At 71.2% G+C, this 18116-nt stretch carries 15 protein-coding genes; 8 read left to right on the plus strand and 7 right to left on the minus strand.

The window, feature by feature from the left end; all coding sequences use genetic code 11:
- Positions 1 to 151: 151 nt before the first annotated feature.
- The 5 genes from ACYVKA_RS07335 to ACYVKA_RS07355 form a co-directional block, all read right to left on the minus strand.
- Positions 152 to 565 carry a DUF3040 domain-containing protein gene (locus ACYVKA_RS07335; RefSeq protein WP_460704218.1) on the minus strand — a complete coding sequence of 138 codons (414 nt, stop codon included), beginning with the start codon at positions 563 to 565 and terminating at the stop codon, positions 152 to 154.
- A gap of 99 nt (positions 566 to 664) precedes the next feature.
- A complete protein-coding gene (gene dinB / locus ACYVKA_RS07340; protein WP_460704220.1) occupies positions 665 to 1855 on the minus strand; it encodes a DNA polymerase IV in 1191 nt (396 codons plus the stop codon).
- Entirely contained in the window at positions 1852 to 5592 is a 3741-nt protein-coding gene (locus ACYVKA_RS07345) for a DNA polymerase III subunit alpha (RefSeq protein ID WP_460704222.1), read from the minus strand. Before ACYVKA_RS07345 ends, dinB begins: the two co-directional genes overlap by 4 nt.
- Positions 5592 to 5921: a DUF6504 family protein gene (locus ACYVKA_RS07350; RefSeq protein WP_394275690.1), complete on the minus strand. Its 330-nt coding sequence runs from the start codon at positions 5919 to 5921 to the stop codon at positions 5592 to 5594. Before ACYVKA_RS07350 ends, ACYVKA_RS07345 begins: the two co-directional genes overlap by 1 nt.
- Before the next feature lie 146 nt (positions 5922 to 6067).
- Positions 6068 to 6763, minus strand: a complete 696-nt coding sequence (locus ACYVKA_RS07355; protein ID WP_460704223.1) for a hypothetical protein — start codon at positions 6761 to 6763, stop codon at positions 6068 to 6070.
- Positions 6764 to 6900: 137 nt separating this feature from the next.
- Here ACYVKA_RS07355 and ACYVKA_RS07360 point away from each other — a divergent pair, with 137 nt between their 5' ends.
- The 6 genes from ACYVKA_RS07360 to ACYVKA_RS07385 all read left to right on the plus strand — a co-directional run bounded on the left by ACYVKA_RS07360 (position 6901) and on the right by ACYVKA_RS07385 (position 12623).
- On the plus strand, positions 6901 to 7125 hold the full coding sequence (locus ACYVKA_RS07360) for a hypothetical protein (RefSeq protein ID WP_460704225.1): 225 nt from the start codon (positions 6901 to 6903) through the stop codon (positions 7123 to 7125).
- Positions 7122 to 7412, plus strand: coding sequence for a hypothetical protein (locus ACYVKA_RS07365; protein WP_460704227.1), 291 nt, complete (start codon positions 7122 to 7124; stop codon positions 7410 to 7412). Before ACYVKA_RS07360 ends, ACYVKA_RS07365 begins: the two co-directional genes overlap by 4 nt.
- Positions 7373 to 7981: a hypothetical protein gene (locus ACYVKA_RS07370; protein WP_460704229.1), complete on the plus strand. Its 609-nt coding sequence runs from the start codon at positions 7373 to 7375 to the stop codon at positions 7979 to 7981. Before ACYVKA_RS07365 ends, ACYVKA_RS07370 begins: the two co-directional genes overlap by 40 nt.
- Positions 7982 to 8035: 54 nt before the next feature.
- The gene (locus ACYVKA_RS07375; protein ID WP_460704231.1) at positions 8036 to 8929 is read left to right on the plus strand and encodes a hypothetical protein; all 894 of its coding nucleotides are present in this window, start codon (positions 8036 to 8038) and stop codon (positions 8927 to 8929) included.
- Positions 8926 to 10284 carry a hypothetical protein gene (locus tag ACYVKA_RS07380; RefSeq protein WP_460704233.1) on the plus strand — a complete coding sequence of 453 codons (1359 nt, stop codon included), beginning with the start codon at positions 8926 to 8928 and terminating at the stop codon, positions 10282 to 10284. The genes ACYVKA_RS07375 and ACYVKA_RS07380 overlap by 4 nt, the downstream gene beginning before the upstream one ends.
- Positions 10285 to 10430: 146 nt before the next feature.
- Positions 10431 to 12623 (plus strand): HelD family protein, encoded by a 2193-nt coding sequence (locus tag ACYVKA_RS07385; RefSeq protein WP_460704897.1) that lies wholly within the window; start codon positions 10431 to 10433, stop codon positions 12621 to 12623.
- 76 nt (positions 12624 to 12699) lie between these two features.
- Here ACYVKA_RS07385 and ACYVKA_RS07390 read toward each other — a convergent pair whose 3' ends face one another.
- Positions 12700 to 13590 carry a methylenetetrahydrofolate reductase gene (locus tag ACYVKA_RS07390; protein ID WP_394275684.1) on the minus strand — a complete coding sequence of 297 codons (891 nt, stop codon included), beginning with the start codon at positions 13588 to 13590 and terminating at the stop codon, positions 12700 to 12702.
- 104 nt (positions 13591 to 13694) lie between these two features.
- Here ACYVKA_RS07390 and ACYVKA_RS07395 point away from each other — a divergent pair, with 104 nt between their 5' ends.
- The gene (locus tag ACYVKA_RS07395) at positions 13695 to 14801 is read left to right on the plus strand and encodes a polyprenyl synthetase family protein (RefSeq protein ID WP_460704235.1); all 1107 of its coding nucleotides are present in this window, start codon (positions 13695 to 13697) and stop codon (positions 14799 to 14801) included.
- A gap of 77 nt (positions 14802 to 14878) precedes the next feature.
- Here the strand turns inward: ACYVKA_RS07395 and ACYVKA_RS07400 are convergent, their stop codons facing one another.
- Positions 14879 to 15625, minus strand: a complete 747-nt coding sequence (locus ACYVKA_RS07400; protein WP_460704237.1) for a thiamine phosphate synthase — start codon at positions 15623 to 15625, stop codon at positions 14879 to 14881.
- 195 nt (positions 15626 to 15820) lie between these two features.
- On the opposite strand from ACYVKA_RS07400, the gene pknB reads away from it, so the two are divergent.
- Positions 15821 to 17974: a Stk1 family PASTA domain-containing Ser/Thr kinase gene (gene pknB, locus ACYVKA_RS07405; RefSeq protein ID WP_460704239.1), complete on the plus strand. Its 2154-nt coding sequence runs from the start codon at positions 15821 to 15823 to the stop codon at positions 17972 to 17974.
- Positions 17975 to 18116 lie beyond the last annotated feature (142 nt).

An 18116-nucleotide genomic window follows, 5' to 3' on the forward strand; every position in this document is an offset into this window, starting at 1 on the left:
TGGGCCAACTCACTGGGCCAATTCACTAGGCCAACTCACTGGGCCACCCGGCCCGTCCACAAGACCCGCCGAGGGCCCCGAACCAGCTGGTTCGGGGCCCTCGGCGGATGTCTGTCAGGTGGGGTGCGTCTGGTCGGCTGGGATGCGGGGCTCAGCGGCCCTCCTCCTGGCGCCACCGCTCGGCAGCGCGCTCCAGCCCCTCATGGGCGGGATGGCTGGGCCCCGGCCCGTGCAGTTCATCGCGCTCGAGGCTCGCGGCACGCACGTCGTCGGACAGCACCACCAGGCTGACCAGCATCACGGCGAAGCCCAGCAGGCCCACCACGGGGTGCACCTGCATTCCGCCGAAGAGCCCGGCCAGGCCCACCAGCAGACCGGCGACGCATCCTCCAACACGACGGGCGTGGACCTCGCCGCCGGGGCCCGGACGCAGGGCTGCACGGCCGCCGCGGGCGGGGACCGCCGACAGCCCGCCCCTCAACCGCTGTGCGAGCATCGGATCATCCGCCGCAAGGGAGGCCTCCAGCTGGTCGAGCAACTGCTGCTCGTGCTCGGACAGAGCCATCACAAGCCTCCTGGGGTCAGTCGTGCAGCGACGACGCGGCACGTGGTGAGGCCCAGTGTAGGCTCGTCTCCCCCGCTCGCCAAGGACCCCCGGGCAGGCTCAGCGACGGGTCAGGCTGGCCCGCTGCACCGCCGCCGGGCCGAAGCGGCTCACCACCTCGTCGGCCACCAGCTCCACCTCCCTCATCCCCCGGTCGGGGGCATCCAGCGGCAGCTGCTGGAAGGCCCGGTCCTGTTCCACCAGTTGCTCCACCCGCACCCCCACCCGTCGGATCCGGGCCCGCTGCAGGTTCAGCCGGCAGAAGGCCCGCCAGGCCCCGTCGAAGATCTCGTCGGTGACATCGCTGGGCCCTTGCAGGGTGACCGAGCGGCTGATCGTGGTGAAGTCACTGAACCTCACCTCCACCTGCACCTGGCGACCCAGCAGGCCGGCACGGCGCATCCGGGAGGCCACCCGGGCACTCAGCCGCAGCACCTCCAGTCGCACCAGGCGCGGATCGTCGGTGTCACGGGCGAAGGTCTCCTGGGCCCCCATCGACCGCTCGGTCTGCTCCGGCACCACCCGACGCGCATCCCGCCCCCAGGACAGCTCGTGGAGGCTCCCCCCCAACTGCACCCCGAAGGCGCGCTGCAGGGTGCCGCGCGGGGTGTGGGCCAGGTCGGCGACGGTGCGCAGTCCCAGCTGGTGCAGCTTGCCGGCCGTCGACGGCCCCACCCCCCACATGGCCTCCACAGGCAAGGGGTGCAGGAAGTCGACCACCTGTCCCGGCGGGACGCACACCAGCCCGTCGGGCTTGGCCTGCCTGCTGGCCAGCTTGGCGACGAACTTGGTGGGGCCGATCCCCACCGAGCACGGCACCCGCTGCTCGTCGGCCACCTGGGCGCGCAGCAGCTCCCCGATGGCGACCGGGGAGCCCAGCCGACGGATCGCACCGGTGACGTCGAGGAAGGCCTCGTCGATGCTGGCCGGCTCCACCTGCTCGGTGATGGTGCGCAGGATCGCGAAGACCCCCTTCGAGACCAGCTGGTAGGTGTCGAAGTCGGGTGCCACCGCCACCGCCTGTGGGCACAGCCGCCGGGCCCGCGAGGAAGGCATCCCGCCCTCGATGCCGTAGCGCCTGGCCTCGTAGTTGGCGCTCAGCACCACACCGCGGTGCTCGCCGCCCACGTACATCGGCCGGCGCACCAGCTCGGGGCGCCGCGCCATCTCGACGCTGGCGTAGAAGGCGTCCATGTCCACGTGCAGGATGACGCGGGAGATGTCCGGCCGCCCGCCGGCCTTGCGCGTCATCGCCCACCACTTCCCGGCGAGGAGTGCCACAGCTTGCGCGGGGCCTGGGCGCCCGAGATCCCGGCCGGCCTGATGTCGGCATAGGGCGACTGGACGAAACCACTGGGATGCACCAGCATCCGGCGCGGACCGGGATCGGGCAGCGGCTCGGGGCGGTGGTCGACCAGCTGGCGCACCAGGGCCAGCGCCTCGACCCGCCCCGCGCCCCGGTCGAGGGCCTCGCGCCAGATCCGGTGCAGTTCCATCAGGTCCCAGGCCCCGGTGGCCCGCAAGGAGACCCCCCGCGGCCCGGTGCGTCGCAGCTCGCCGCGCACCACCAGCAGCCAGCTGGTGAAGACCGTCGGGGCGTAGTGGCCCTGCGCGTCCTCGAAGAAGGTGGCATCCACCGGACCCGAGGCATCGTCCAGGGTGAGGAAGACCACCCGTCGTCCGCTGCGCACCGGGGGCGTCTGGGTGGCCACCTTCACTCCCGCCACCAGGTGCTCCGAGGCCTGGCGTCGCCCCAGCAGCTCACCCGAGCGGGTGGTGCCCAGTTCGTCGAGCAGCTCCCGGTAGGGCTCCACGACGTGCTGGCTGACGTCCATGCCCAGGATCTCCAGCTCCGCGGCCAACCGCTCGGACTCGTCCATCTCGGGCAGGCCGGTGGCCACCACGTCGGCCGGCGGGAGCCATCCGTCGCCCGCCCCGGACGAGGCGGGCTCGGAGGACGCCTGCGCTGGAGGTGGCTCGGTGAAGTCCAGTGCCAGCTGCACCCCCTGGAGCGCCTGCGCGCGACGGCCGGGGACCGCCTCGCTGCGGGCCTGGCGGCGGGCCAGCTCGCGCGGGTCGTCGCCCAGCACCACCGGACGGGAGGCTTGCAGCCCGCGCGCCCGGCTGCCGGCGCGCTGGTCGACACGCTGCTGGCGGCGCAGGTCGGCCAGGGCCAGCAACAGGTCGCGCCGGGTCAGGTGCCCGTGGCGCAGCAGGCTGGGACCGCGACCGATGCCGTAGAGCTCGTCGAAGGCCCCGGCCAGCACCAGGTTGTGCACCAGCTGGTGGTCGACTGCGGCGCGCTGCCAGAAGTCGGTGAGGCTGGCATAGGGCTGGCCGGCGACGATCCGCGCGATGTCCAGCTCATTGCTGCCGGCAACCTCGCCCAGGGCCAGCCGGATCGCCCAGCCCGAGCCGTCGGGGAGACCCGGAGGGGGCACGAAACCAGCCTCCACCTGCACGTGCTCGGCGCGGTGTGTGCTGTGGCTGTGGTTGATGTCGACTCCCAGCACGGTGATGCCGCAGCGCCGGGCCTCCTCCAGCACCAGCCGCTTGGGGTACATGCCCGGGTCATGGGTGAGCACCCCGGCCAGGAAATGGGCAGGGTGGTGCCGCTTGAGCCAGGCCGACTGGTAGGTGGGCAGCGCGAAGGCGGCGGCGTGGGCCTTGCAGAAGCCAAAACTGGCGAAGGCCTCCAGCACCTGCCAGAGCTCGTCGACCACCGATCGCTGGTAGCCCCGCGCCAGCGCCGCGGGAAAGAACCAGTCCTTGACGTCGAGCTGACCGGCGGTGCTGCCCAGGGCACGCCGGGCCTCGTCGGCCTGGGCCAGGGTGCAGCCGGTGAAGACCGCGATGATGCGGATCACCTGCTCGTGGAAGACCACCACCCCACCGGTCTCGGCCAGCACCGGCTCCAGGTCGGGGTGCGGATAGCGGGCTGGCGCCCAGCCCTGGCGCGCCTCGAGGAAGGGCACCACCATGTTCGACTTCACCGGCCCGGGACGGAAGAGCGAGATGTCGATGATGATGTCGCCGAAATTGCTGGGGCCGAACTTGCCGACCAGCTCGCGCTGGCCCGGCGACTCGATCTGGAAACAGCCCAGTGTCTGGGCGTGGGCGATCATGTCGTAGACCTCGGGGTCGTCGAAGGGCGCCAGGGCGTCCAGCTCGGGGCGGGGCTGGCCGGTGCGCTCCAACTCGTCGACGGCATGGGCCATCGCCGACTGCATCCTGATGCCCAGCACGTCGAGCTTGAGCAGGCCCAGCTCCTCGACGTCCTGCTTGTCGAACTGGCTCATCGGGAAGCCCCCGTGGCTGGCCTCCAGCGGGCTGCGGTCGGCCAGGGTGGCATCACTCAGCACGATCCCGCACGGGTGCAGCGCCACATGGCGCGGCAGGCCGTCGAGGGACTCCACCAGCTCGAAGAAGCGCTGGTACCGGGTCTCGCCGAGCCCCAGGTGGCGCAGCTCGGGCAGTTCCTCCAAGGCCTTGCGGGCATCACGCGCGCGCACGTGGGGAAAGGCCTTGGCAATCTGGTCGGTCTCGGACGGCGGCAGGCCCATGGCGGCGCCGACATCGCGCACGGCATGGCGCACTCGGTAGGTCTCCATCATCGCGACGCAGGCCACCCGCCGTCCCCCGAAGACCTCCAGCACCTTCTCGTAGATCTCGGTACGCCGGGCACTCTCCACGTCGAGGTCGATGTCGGGCAGGCTATGGCGCAGCGGGGACAGGAAACGCTCCATCAGCAGCCCGTGGGCCATCGGGTCCACGCCCGAGATCCCGAGCAGGTGGTTGACCAGGCTGCCGGCCCCCGAACCGCGCGCGGCACACCGGATGCCCATCGCGCGCACCATCCGCACCAGCTCGGCGACGGTGAGGAAGTAGGAGGCATAGCCCATCTGGCCGATCACGGACAGCTCCTGGCCGAGCCGCTCCTGGAGCTCGGCGGTGGGCCGGACGTAGCGGGAGCCGATGCCTGCCTCGCAGCGGGCGCGCAGCTCCGTCATCGCCCCGGCGCTGGTGGTGCCCAGCAGCTCGAACTCGGGCAGGTGCAGCTCGCCCAGCCCGATGTCGGCCCGGGGGTCGAGCCGGGAGCGCAGGGCGGTGGTGCGGGTCTGGGCCAGCAGCTCGGCGGCGCCGTGGCGGCCGCGGCCGGCCAGCACCGCCACCTGCTCGGCCAGGGCCAGCATCTGCTTGCCGGGCTTGAGGTGGGCCTCGGCATTGCTGCGGTCCACATTGCGCCGGTCGAGGGGCACGCGGCGCCGGGCGGCGTCCAGGACGTCGACGGTGGCGGCCTGGTGGCGGTGGGCCATCCGCACCTGGTTGGTGAGCACGGCAGCCACCCGGTGCTCGTCGGCGATCGCGACCATGGCGGCGGCATGCCGGGCGCTGCCGCTGGCCCCCTCGGCGCTCTGGTGGTGGGTGGCGGCCACCACCAGCTGACCGGGATCGACCGCCTGCAGCCACTGCCGCAACTCCTCGCGTGCCTGGTCATGGCGACCCGCCAGGACGTGCTCGCCATAGGGGGAGTCGGCGCCCAGCAGCACCAGCAGGTGCCCCGAGGAGGCGTGCCGTGCCAGCAACTCCCGGCTGGCGACGGGCCTGCCGCGCTCCCCGGACAGGTGGGCCTGGGTGACCAGCCGGCACATCTCGGCCCAGCCCTGGCGGCTGGTGGCCATCGTCACCACCCGCGGGTGCCGGGGGTCGCGCAGCTGTCCACCCTTGGCTGCGGTGCGCCGCCCCGCGGGTCCGGACGGGGCAGGGTGTTGGTGGGGTACGGCCAGGTCGACGCCCACCACGGGGGCGATCCCGGAACGCTGGCAGGCGTCGGCGAAGCGCACCGCGCCGTAGAGTCCGTCGCGGTCGGTCAGCGCCAGGGTGTCCATGTCCTGGGCGGCAGCGGCGGCCACCAGTTCATCCGGATGACTGGCCCCGTACTGCAGCGAATGGCCCGAGGCCACGCGCAGGTGCACGAAGGGGTCCATCAGTCCAGCACCGCCCGCATCCGCCACTGCTCGCCACCGTGGTGGACCAGCTCGTAGACGCCGCGGCGGGCCAGCCGCCCGTCGGCGGCCTCCAGTCGCCAGACCTCGCGCTCACCCAGCGGGTCGGCACCCTCGCAGGTTTCCGGGCGCCACCAGTCCCCCGCCTCGATCCAGCGCTGGTGGACGCACAGCACCCGCCACAGCCGGTTGCGCCACAGGAAGAGGCTGGGACCCTCCTGGTCCTGGCCCGCCTCCTGCGGCACGGCCCCCTGCGGGGGCGTGATGCGTCCCATCCGCACCTCGACGACATCATCACACCTGCGCATCATGGTCCTCCCCTGGCCGGTTCCTCGTGGTGACTCCCCCCATCACGAGTCCTGGGAACACGTGCCGACCCGGGCAGGGATGCCCGGCAGCGCCGGGGGTCGAGGCCGACCCCACCGGGCATCCCTTGCTCGAAGGAGGCCGGGCCTCGTCAGGCCGCGGCCGTACGAGAGGGTCGGGCTCCCTGCAGTGGAACCACGACAGCCAATCGAACACCCGTTCGAGCAAGGACAACTATAGACATGGGCTCGGACAAAAGAACAGCACCGCCACCATCGCGGGCACCGTGATGTCCTCCGGAGCATTCGTGGGGGATGATGGATCCCTGCCACAGCAAAGGATCACCCGCGCCGAGAGGAATGGGAACCAGTCCTTCGCCGATGTCCTGGCCGAAGCCGTCTCCAGTCGCCACGTCACCCTGGACCGGTTGAACCAGGAACTGAAGGCGGCCGGCACCCCCGTCTCCATCGCCACCCTGAGCTACTGGCAGACCGGCCGCTCGATCCCCACCCGAGTAGGGTCGCTGAAGGCCCTGGCCGTCCTGGAGCAGCTGCTGCGCCTGCCGGCCTGCCACCTGGCCGCCGCCCTGGGCCAGCTGCACGGTGACGACCGCATGGCGCGCCTGCTGGCCGAACTGGACTTCCCCCCACAGCAGGACTTCACCACCCAGACCGTGCACCACCGGACCCATTTCTCGCTCCAGCAGCACGAGCAGCGCGAGACCGTCATCCAGCTCATCCAGGCCGACGAGGACCAGCTGCGCCGCATACCCCTGGTGCGGCAGGCCGACGAGGACCAGGCCCCGCCGGAGATGACCGATCCCGTCGGCTGCCGCATCGGCGAGCAAGTCTCCTCCGTCGATCTCGGGCTGACCCTGATCGAACTGGAGCTGGAGCAACCCCTGCAGCTGGGCGAGATGGCCATGTTGGAACACACCACGACCTGGTCCGTGGCCGAGACCCGGTCCACACCTTCGCCCATGCAATGCTGCGGCCTGTCAGCTTCCTGGTGCTCGAATTCCTGGTGCTCGAACTGCTCTTCGCCGACACCCTGCCCCGCCACGCCGACTACCTGCGCTACCACCTCGGCGCCCTGGACCCCGACCTCGACCGAGCCCCCGGCCAGCCCATGGAGGGGACCGACTTCTTCCAGCTGGCCCTCGCCAATGCCGCGGCCGGCACCCACCACCTGCGCTGGGAGATGCCATGACCCTCCGGTCGACCGAATTCACCTTCGCCGAGGTGCTCTCCCAAGCCGTCGGGGAGCTGGACTGGTTGAGCACCCGGCTGTCCCAGCTGGGCACGCCGACCTCGATCGCCACCCTCAGCTACTGGCAGACCGGGCGCTCGCTGCCCACCCGTGCCCGCTCGCTCAAGGCCATCGAGCACCTGGAAAGGATCCTCGGCGTCCCCACCGGGCACTTGGTCCGCTCGCTGCCGGGCGACCAGATGAGCCGTTGGACCCCCAGGCCGCAGTGGACGGCGGCCCCGACATGATGGAGGCCCTGGACTCCCTGGGGCTGGACCTGAACCGCCATTCCACCAACCAGACCCTCCAGGCCACCTACTTCGTCAGCGAGGACCGGCTGCACATGACCGAGCGCATCCGCCAGCTGGCGCGCGCCGACGAGGACGGCTGGAACCGCTTCCCGATCGTGCTGGACATTGGCGAGGACCACCACAGTCCGATACCGGAGGCGGGCATCGGGTGCCGGATCGGCGAACAGGCGCGTCAGAAGGGCGGCCGACAGGTGGTGGCCGAGGCTCTGCTCCCCCGACGGCTGGCCCAGGGCGACCTGGTGGGCTTCGAGTACTCCATCCACTGGAGCAGCGCTGGCCATCCCATCCGGGAGCACCACCGGGCCATGGCCAGCGAGGCGCGCTTTCTGGTCATGGACGCCCACCTGGAAGGGGCACAGTCCACCGCGGCGCGGTTCTTCCAGGCCGTCTCGATCGAAGCCCCGGAGGAGGACGACATCATCGAGGAACTCCCCAACGGCAACCACGTCCAGAAGGCCCTCCGCAATGTGCCGGCTGGTCTCTACGGACTGGGCTGGGACCACTGAAGTGTCATACCGAGGTCCATCACGGACCATCCAGCTATGGGACGATGGAGGGCAATGACTGAGACACAATCCCCGGCCCCGTCCCACAAGGACCTCTCCTCGGGCCCCGATGTCTTCGCACAACGCCTCGGACAGGCGATCAGCGAGCGTGGGCTCTCACTGCACCGGCTCCAGGCCCGCCTTGTGGCCGTCGGCCTCAAGGTCTCGACGGCCACCCTGAGCTACTGGGCCAGCGGCCGCTCCCGCCCCACCCGCGGAGGCTCCCTCGACGTGGTGCGCAACCTGGAACAGATCCTGCAGGTGGAGACCGGCTGGCTGGTTCAGCCCCTCGAGACCAACCAGGAGTGGGACCAGATCAGCGACCTGCTGCCCAAGGCGGACCTGCCCGAGGAGCTGGAGCGCATCACCCGGCAGCAGGCGGCCCACTGGCAGCGCCTGCACGTGCACGACCTGTCGGTGGTCGACGCCACCTCCCCCGTCTCCCACTGCACCACCCGGATGGTCTCCCGAGCCGAGGTGGAGGGCCTCGACGGATGGACCACCATCGTCCAGCACGCCCCCGGCGAAAGCCCCGGCGTGGTCGGGGTGACGGCGCTGGAGGTGCGCAGCATCCGTTCCCTGCCCAACCAACAGCTCAGCGTCATCGAGCCGGCCCTGCCCCGGCCGCTGCACCGCGGTGAGATGGTGCTCACCGAGCACCGCACCGAGGTCCACGACACCCAGCCGCCCACCGAGATGGGGCGGGCCCTGATGGGCCGCACCCCCCTGCTCGCCATCGAGGTCCGCTCCCCCAGCGGCCGCCCGGAGCAGGTGCAGCGCACCCACATCGACCCCAAGACCGGCCTGCCCCGAATGATCGACCAAGGCATCATGCACACCCCGCACGGCGCCCAGTGCGTCATCCCGGATGCCGCCCCCGGATCCCACCTGTTGTCATGGGAGTGGTGAACACCGCCCGCGAGCCCGCCACCGTCCTGGTCCGGGGCGCGAGCCTGGCCGGGATGGCCTGCGCGGCACGCCTGGCGCGCCTGGGCCACCACGTGGTGCTCGACGCCGACGGACTGCCCGACGCGGGCCACTGGGCCGCCGGCCTGCACCTGGGGGTCGAGGTGGACCAGCTGCCCCAGACCTTCCGACTTCCGGCCACCTGGCGCGACCTGTTCACCAAGACGGGCCGCCCCCTGCCCCCCGAGCTGGAGCGTCGCGGGCTGCAGATGGTCGAGGCTCCGCCCCAGCTGCACCGCTTCGCCGACGGACGGCTCTTCGCACTCCCCAGCGAGCGCGGCGCCCAGCACGCCGCCGTCGAGCAGGCCTTCGGTGCCGCGGCCGCACAGCGCTGGACCGGCCTGCTCGACGAGCTCGACGAGCTGTGGATGGCGCTGCGCCCGATGGGCCTGGAGGAACCCTTCCGTCCCGAGCGGCTGGACCGGCAACGGCGAGCCGCACTGATGGCCCAGACCAGCCTCGACGACCTCTCCGAGCGCAGCGGCGCACCCCACCTGGCCCGCATCGTCCGCAGCCAGGGCGCCCTGTCAGGGGCCGCCCCCGGCCGTAACCCGGCCCTGCTGGCGGTGACACTCGCCGTGCACCGGCGCTTCGGCAGCTGGCAGGTGGCCGATGCCCAGGCGCGTCCGCTGCGGGCCTCGACCATGGTGGACCTGCTCGGGCGGCGCCTCGACCTGCGCGGGGTGGAGCGCACAGGCTCGCCAACCCCCCTGTTGGGCTCGGGGCTGCCCGACCTGTCGCGCATCAGCACCGCCCCCCGTCTGGAGGCCGACGCCCGGGTGGAGGCACTGCCCGCACAGCCCACCGGCTTCGCGGGGCGACGCATCGGCCGCCCCGCACTGGCCCCCACCGTGCGCCACCAGCTCCTCGACGAGACCCCTGGGTGGCTCGTCGAGCACCAGCGCCAGAACCCGTCCGCCCCGCCCGGCATCGTCGAACTGGTCGACCACAGCGCCGGCGCCCCCGTGGTGAGCTGGTACCGACCGCTGCCCGACGGCCGACTCGCCGTCACCGTCCACAATCACAACGAGCCACGCCCCGACATCTGCTGGGGGCTGTCGGCCACCAACTTCAAGGACTGGGCCGCCCGCCCCCTGGTGCAGGCAGCGGCCGGCGACGGGCCTCCCCTGTGGCGCGCCTCGGCGGCCAGCCACGCCGGCCACCAGCCCTGGGCCGAACTGCTCACCGCCGCCCTGGCCAGCTACGAGGTGCACGAGCATCTCACCGGACAGGACGTGCGACCCTCCAACCGCACCCCGCCAAAGCTGGCCCGCCAGGCCCGGCCGAGGATCCGCTGAAGACTCCCGGAGGCCAGCGCCGGGCACCTGCTCCCGACCAGGCCCACACTGGCGTAAAGTTGGTGGGCAAGTCATTCAACGGAGGAATCCACTTGAGCGAGCACGCACCGCAACCCCACTCCGGAGATCTCGACCAGCAGGCACTGCTGGAACGCGAGATCGCCGTCGAACAGCGCCACGTCAACCGGGTCAATGCCCAGCTCGAGGTGGCCACCGCCTCGGCCAAGCAGGTGGAGGCGGAGGGGCGCAGCAAGTTCGTCACCGACCGCGGCAACTGGATGCGTGAGGAGGACGGCACCGCCCTGTTCGAGCGCGACGCCTTCGCCTTCCAAGCCGCCAAGCGGCTGGCGGTGCTCGATGCCGAGCACGAGGGACTGGTCTTCGGCCGGCTCGACCTGTCCGTCGACGACGAGCCACGCTACATCGGACGCATCGGGGTGCGCGACGACGACTACGAGCCACTGGTGATCGACTGGCGCGCCCCCGCCGCCGAGCCCTTCTACCGCGCCACCGCCAACACCCCGATGGACGTGATCCGCCGTCGGGTGCTGCGCTGCCGCAACGAGGTGGTCATCGGCATCGAGGACGACCTGCTCGACGACTCGGTTCCCACCGAGCTGCCGATCATCGGCGAGGGGGCCCTGATGGCAGCCCTCAGCCGCGCCCGCGGGCACCAGATGAAGGACATCGTCGCCACCATCCAGGCCCAGCAGGACGAGGCGATCCGCGCCCCCTACCAAGGTGTGACGATCATCGCCGGTGGCCCGGGTACGGGCAAGACCGTGGTTGCCCTGCACCGCGCCGCCTACCTGCTCTACACCAATCGCAAGCGCCTCGAGAAGGGCGGCGTGCTGGTGGTGGGCCCCTCCCCCGTCTTCATGAACTACATCGAGCGGGTGCTGCCCAGCCTGGGAGAGGACTCGGTGACGCTGAAGTCGATCGGGCAGGTGCCCAGCGACGTGCTGCGCCTGGGAGTGGAGCGGGTCGATGCCGCCGCCGCGGCCACCCTCAAGGGCTCGCTGCGGATGCTGCCGGTGCTGCAACGCCTGGTCAGCGCCCCGCTGGTGGAGTTCGAGGAGGCCCTGCGGGTGCGGGTCAGCGTCAAGGGCGAGGTGCTCACCCTCACTGCCGACAAGCTGCGGCGGATGCGCACCGACCTGCTGGCGCACCACCGCAACAACCGCGCCCGTGAGGTGGCCGAACAGGCCGTGGTGAACTCGCTGTGGAGCCGCTTCCCGCAGGAGGTGGCCGCGGAACACGAGCTGGACCGTGACCAGTTCGAGGACCTGGTCACCAGCCAGGCCTCCTTCCAGATGGCCATGAATGCCTGGTGGCCGATGCTCTCCGCGCCCCGCGTGCTGCGCCGCTGCGCCGATGCCGCCGCCCTGCACCGGATCGCCGGTGACCTGCTCAGCGAGCAGGAGTGCGAGCTGCTGGCCGAGTCCTATGCCCACCTCGACGACGTCGACGACCACCGCCACCAGTCCTGGTCGGTGGCCGACGTGGCCCTGCTCGACGAGCTGGTGGCGATCGTCGGACCGATCCCGCGCCACGAGCAGGAGGAGACCAGCCTGTTCGTCGAGGGCGGCGAGGATGTCTCCGAGCTGGTCACCACCGCCGACCTGCTGCGCGACGACCGCGACCTGGACGAGGACGAGCCGCACAACACCTTCGCCCACGTGCTGGTGGACGAGGCCCAGGACATCACCCCGATGCAGTGGCGAATGCTGCGCCGTCGCGGACCGCAGGCCAGCTGGACCCTGGTCGGTGACCCCGCCCAGTCCTCCTGGCCGGTGGCCGCCGAGACCGACAAGGTGATGCGCGAGCTGATCGGCAGCGGCGCCCAGCGCACCTACCGGTTGGACACCAACTACCGCTCCCCTGCGGAGGTCTTCGACCTGGCCGCCAAGGTGATCACGCCCGTCTTCCCCGACGCCGACCTGCCGCACGCAGTGCGTTCCACCGGACACGAGCCGGCACTGGAGGTGACCGGCCGCGAGCAACTGATGGAGGCGATCAGCGAGCAGGTGGCGCTGCTGGCCGAGCAGGTCAACGGCACCATCGGCGTCATCGTTCCGCCGTCGCTGATGGAGCAGGTGCGTCGTCAGGCCTCGGACCAGCCGCAGCTGGTGGCCAACCTGGAGCGCACCGTCGTGGTGACCCCGCTGGAGAGCAAGGGCCTGGAGTACGACGGTGTGCTGGTGGTCAGCCCCGACGACATCGTCGCCGAGAGCCCCGGCGCGGAGCGGGTGCTCTACGTCGCCCTGACCCGTCCGACGCAGCGCCTGACCACGCTCGACGTGGACGGACGCCCGGGTCGCTGGCGCTCGGTCCTCTGAGACGCGTGGCTGACCATCCTGGTCAGACTTGTGTGGCACCGCTGCCACACATCTCTGACCAGGACTGGTGAGGGCCTCACCAGCGGCGCTCCAGCAGCATCGCGTAGATCTCGCGGGTGGCCAGCGAGCGGTTCTGGGTGAAGAACTGCAGGCCCGGGGCCCCGCCGCGCAGCAGCGTGACCGCGATCTCGGTGGCGATCCGCGAGCCCACCTGGCGCACCCGGGCAGGATCGTCGGCGACCTCGGCCAGGCGCATCTTCACCTGTCGCGGCACGGGCGCGCCGCTGAGCTCCTCGAAACGCTCCACCTGCTTGATCGTGCTGATCGGCTGGATTCCCGCGATGATGGGGATCTGGCAGCCGAGGCTGCGCACGCGCTGCACCAGGTCGAAGTAGGCGTCGGGGTTGAAGAAGAGCTGGGTGATGGCGAACTCGGCTCCCGCCTCGGCCTTGTCCACCAGGATCCGCGCGTCCAGGTCGGCGTCGGACTTCTCCGGGTGAACATCGGGGAAGGCGGCCACCCCGACGCAGAACTCGCCCCGCTGCTTGACCAGCCTCACCAGCTCGGTGGCATTGGCCAGGCCCTCGGGATGCCTCTGCCAGGGCACGGTGGGCCCGCCGGGCATGTCGCCGCGAATCGCGAGCACGTGGTCCACACCGGCACTGGCATAGTCGTCGATCACGCCCTCCAGGTGGGAGCGGCTCTGCGAGGCGCAGGTGAGGTGGCCCATCACCGGGATCGTGCTGGTCTCGGCCAGGCGCCGGGTGGTCTCGACGGTGCGGTCGCGGTTGGTGCCGGAGGCGCCATAGGTGACCGAGACGAAGTCGGGCGCCAGCGGCTCCAGCCGCTCGACGGCGGTGTGCACGCGCTCCCAGCCGTCGTCACTGCGCGGGGGCAGGAACTCGAAGCCGACCAGGGGCCTCTCCTGCGTGCTCAACAGTTCTGCAATGGTGGAGCGTGCGGACATGGGCTCCAGACTAGGGCTTCCACCGGCTGCCTCCTGTCCACCGCCACTGCCGTGGACAGGATCGCAGCCGTGGACTTCGTCGCGGGGGCCAGTAGGCTCGGGGCATGGCCATCGTTGAGCACTTCCACCCCACCGATCCCGCCGGCGCCGACTTCCGCGCGGCTGTCCAGGCCCGGATCAGTGGCTTCCTCGACGAGCGCGAGCCCGAACTGGCGAGCATCGGTGTCGAGCTCGACCTGCCGCTGGAGCTGGCGCGCGTCTTCACCGGAGGTGGCAAGCGGATTCGTCCGGCCTTCTGTTACTGGGGGCGGGTGGCGGCGGGTGGTGCCCCCGAGGACCCGGAGCCGCTGGTGACGGCGGCCGCCAGCCTCGACGTGCTGCACGTCAGCGCCCTGATGCACGACGACGTGATGGACTCCTCCGACACCCGGCGCGGGGTCCCGGCCGCCCACCTGCAGTTCGAGCAGCTGCACCGGGAGCGCACCGGCCGTGGACTGCCGGAGGCCTTCGGACGGGCTGGGGCGATCCTGCTGGGCGACCTGCTGCTGGTGTGGAGCGAGCAGATGCTGGCCCGCAGCGGCCTGGACCCGGTCCGTCTGGACCGGGCGCGCCCGTGGGTGGAGGCAATGCGCACGGAGGTGACCTGCGGTCAGTTCCTCGATGTCATTGCCCAGTCCGCCCCGGCCACCGCCACCCTGGCGGAGGCCCTGACCACGGCCAATCGGGTGGTGGAGTACAAGACCAATCGGTACACCGTGCAGCGTCCCCTGCAGTTCGGGGCCGCTCTGGGTGGCGCCGACGAGCAGTTGCAGGGGCATTTGGCGGCCTTCGCCTCGCCGATCGGGCGCGCCTTCCAGTTCCGCGACGACCTGCTGGGCATCTTCGGCGACGAGGAGCTCACCGGAAAGCCCGCTGGCGATGACCTGCGCGAGGGCAAGCGCACCGTCCTGGTGGCCCACGCACTGGCCAACGCGCCGGCCGGGCAGGCCGCCGAGCTGGACGCGATGCTGGGCGACGCCACCCTGGGCGCTGACCAGGTGCAGCGGGGCCGCGAGATCATCACCGCCTCTGGCGCCAAGGAAACCGTCGAGGCGACCATCGATGCCGCCCACGAGCAGGCGATGGCGGCGCTGGAACGCGCCGAAGTCACCGAGGGGGGCCGGGTGGCGCTCACGGCGCTCGCCGAGGCCTGCGTGCGGCGCGACCACTGACCAGCGCGACCACTGCACCCCTCACCACCACCGGGCCCGGCGGCTCGCTCCCGCCCGGGTGGTGAGGAGTGTGCGTCTCAGGAGCCGGCGACGCGGCGGGGTGCGAAGGACAGGCCCTGCCCACCACCGAAGGCCTTGAGGGCATACTCCTCCATGCCCGGCGTGCGGCCCCAGGCTTCGAGCAGCACCTTCTTCAGGGCAGCAGCGCTGGACTGGGGATCGGCGGCGCGGGTGATGGCGGAGCTGACGGCCACGCGCAGGGCACCGGCCTCCACCACGCGCTCGATGGTGCCGGCATCGATGCCGCCCACCGCGAACCACGGGGTGCCACGCGGGTCGTCCACCCGGTGGGTGGCGGCGGCGTCGCGCACCAAGTCGAGACCCGGGAAGCGCACCCCCTCGAAACTCTCGCCGAAGACGGGTCCGACCATCAGGTAGTCGGCGCGAGTCTTCCGCAGTGCCGCGGAGTCGTGCACCGAGCGCCCCACCAGGGAGTGCTGGGGCAGCACACGGCGCGCACTGTCAACGCTCGACCCGGCCGCACCCACGTGCACCACGTCGGCCCGGAAACGTTCGGCCACGGACAGTGAGGTTCCCGCCACGACGGTGGCATTGAGCTGCAGCGCCGCGCTCTGGGCGATGGCCAGGGCCTCGGCGAGCTCCTCCTCACGGGCGCGGGCGTCACGCACCTGCAGCAGGTCGACCCCGCCGTGCAGGGCTTCGACGACGAACTCGCGAAAGTCGCCCTGCTCCCGGCGCACGTCGGTGATCAGGTGCAGCTTTGCCACCTTGAGGCGGCTGGTCAGTCCCATCAGTGCAGTCACGGTTCAACACTAGGCCTCGGGTGCATCACCGTCACCGCTTTCACCCACCAGCGAAGCCCATCCCCCTCCCGATGGCGGGGCTCGGCGCAGCGTGGCTGTCCACCACCTCCACGGGTGTGCACATACACTGCTGGGTGAGGACTTCCTCGAAGGGCTGACACGGCCTTCTCTTCCCCGACCGTGTTTGGAGCAGGTGTGACCGCAACGAGCTTGGGCGACCCCATGGTCGGCCGTGTGCTGGATGGTCGCTACGAGATCCTTGCGAAGCTGGCTCGTGGCGGAATGGCCACGGTCTACCGTGCGCAGGACCGCCGCCTGACGCGGGTCGTCGCCGTCAAGGTGATGCACGACGGGCTGGGCGACGATGCGGAGTTCGCGCGCAAGTTCGACCGTGAGGCGCGCAGCGCCGCCACCTTGAGCAATCCACACGTGGTGAGCGTCTTCGACCAGGGTGTCGACATCGACCGGCCCTACATCGTCATGGAATTCGTCCAGGGCTGCACGCTGCGCCATGCGATCACGCGCGAGGCCCCGCTGCCGCCGCTGCGTGCGCTGCAGGTGGTGGAGTCGATGGCCAGCGCCCTGGCCAGCGCCCACGAGGCCGGCCTGGTGCACCGTGATGTGAAGCCCGAGAACGTGCTGATCAGCGACCGCGGGCAGATCAAGGTCGCCGACTTCGGCCTGGCCCGTGCGGTCACCAGCCAGACCGCGACGGCCACGCAGGGTCTGCTGATCGGCACCGTCAGCTATCTCCCGCCCGAACTGGTCACCACCGGGCGCGCCGACGTGCGCAGTGACGTCTACTCCGCGGGCGTGGTGCTTTTCGAGATGCTCACGGGCAAGAAGCCGCACGCCGGTGAGACGCCGATCCAGGTGGCCTACAGCCATGTCCACAACGACATCCCCGCCCCATCCACGCTGCTGGCGGGCAATGATCCCCGCTCGATGGATTCGCGCCGCATCATCCCGCCCTACCTGGACGCGCTGGTGGTGGCCTGCACACGCCGTCGCCCCGAGGAGCGTCCTGCGGACGGTCGCGAACTGCTGCGCCTGGTGCGCACGGCTCGCAAGGCCCTGGGTCACGGCATCCTCGACGACCCCGACCTGACCCGCCAGATGCGGGCCTCGATCGACCAGGCACCACCGCCGGCCAGCCCGGCAGTGCCGGACGGCCCGCCCACGACGGTCCACCTCGCGGCGACGCAGGTGCAGCCGGCCGTACGAGACACCGCCCAGCCGTCCACACCCCCGGCCCCCCGCCGGGATGATCCCCCGACCCGCATCGACGCGTCGATGCCCCTGGACGCCAGGGCCGAGGCCGCCCGCACGGGGGCCGCCTTTGCCGTGGAGGACAGTGGTTCGTGGGAGCAGTCGACGCCGTGGGTTCCCGCCGCGGCTGCCTCCGGCACTACCCCGGATGGACGCTCTGCCGGCGCCTCGCCCGCCGGGGAGCGTCGACGCACCCACCGTCGCCGTCGCGCCCTGGTGCTGGTCCTGCTCGCCCTGCTTTTGGTCGGGGCCGTGGCTGGGGGCTGGTGGTGGAACAGTGGCCGCTACGAGGCCACGCCCGACTTGGCGAGTCATCCGCAGGCCCAGGCCGTCGCCCTGGCCCAGCAGCAGGGCCTGCAGCTGGAGACCACCCAGGAGTTCTCCGAGACGGTGCCGAAGGGCACCGTCATCCGCACCGAGCCGCGTGCCGGGGATCGGGTGCTGAAGGACGGCACCGTGCAGGCCTGGGTCTCCAAGGGGCCCGAGCGCTACCTGATGCCGTCGGTGGTGGGCATGGACGAGTCCAAGGCCCGTGATGCGATCGAGAAGAACAACCTGGCGGTCGGCAAGGTCACCGAGGACTACAACGAGGAGGTGCCGCAGGGCATCATCGCCACGGTCAGCCAGTCCAAGGGCACTGAGCTCAAGCGCGGCACCGAGATCGACCTCGTGGTCAGCAAGGGTCCCCGCCCCATCAGCATCGAGGACTTCACCGGCAAGTCGGCCGAGCGGGCCCGCAAGGACCTGGAGGGCGCCGGTTTCCTGGTGAAGACCGAGGAGCAGCACTCCGACGAGGTCGACAAGGGCAAGGTGATCAGCCAGAACCCCAATGGCGGCACCGGCAGGAAGGGCGGCACCATCACCCTGACGGTCTCGACCGGGCCGGTGATGGTCGCTGTGCCCACGGTCGCCGGCCTGACGGAGAAGAAGGCCTCCGATGCCCTGACCAGCACGGGCTTCAAGGTGAAGGTGGTCCACGCCACCCCAGAGTGGTTGCGTGAGGACAAGGTGAAGGCGGCCTCCCCCACCCAGGGCCAGCAGGCCAAGCAGGGCTCGACGGTCACGCTCTGGGTGATCTGAGGCCGCCTCGCCCCGCCCTACTCTGGGCCCGGGGGGCTTCGCGTCAGCTCCGGCTCATGGCTGCTCTCGGATGCGCAGGCCCCCCTTCGTCGGGCAGCCTCGCGCATCCTCGCCTTTGACGCCGCTTCACCGGACTGCCGCT

Source organism: Luteococcus sediminum (assembly GCF_054783495.1).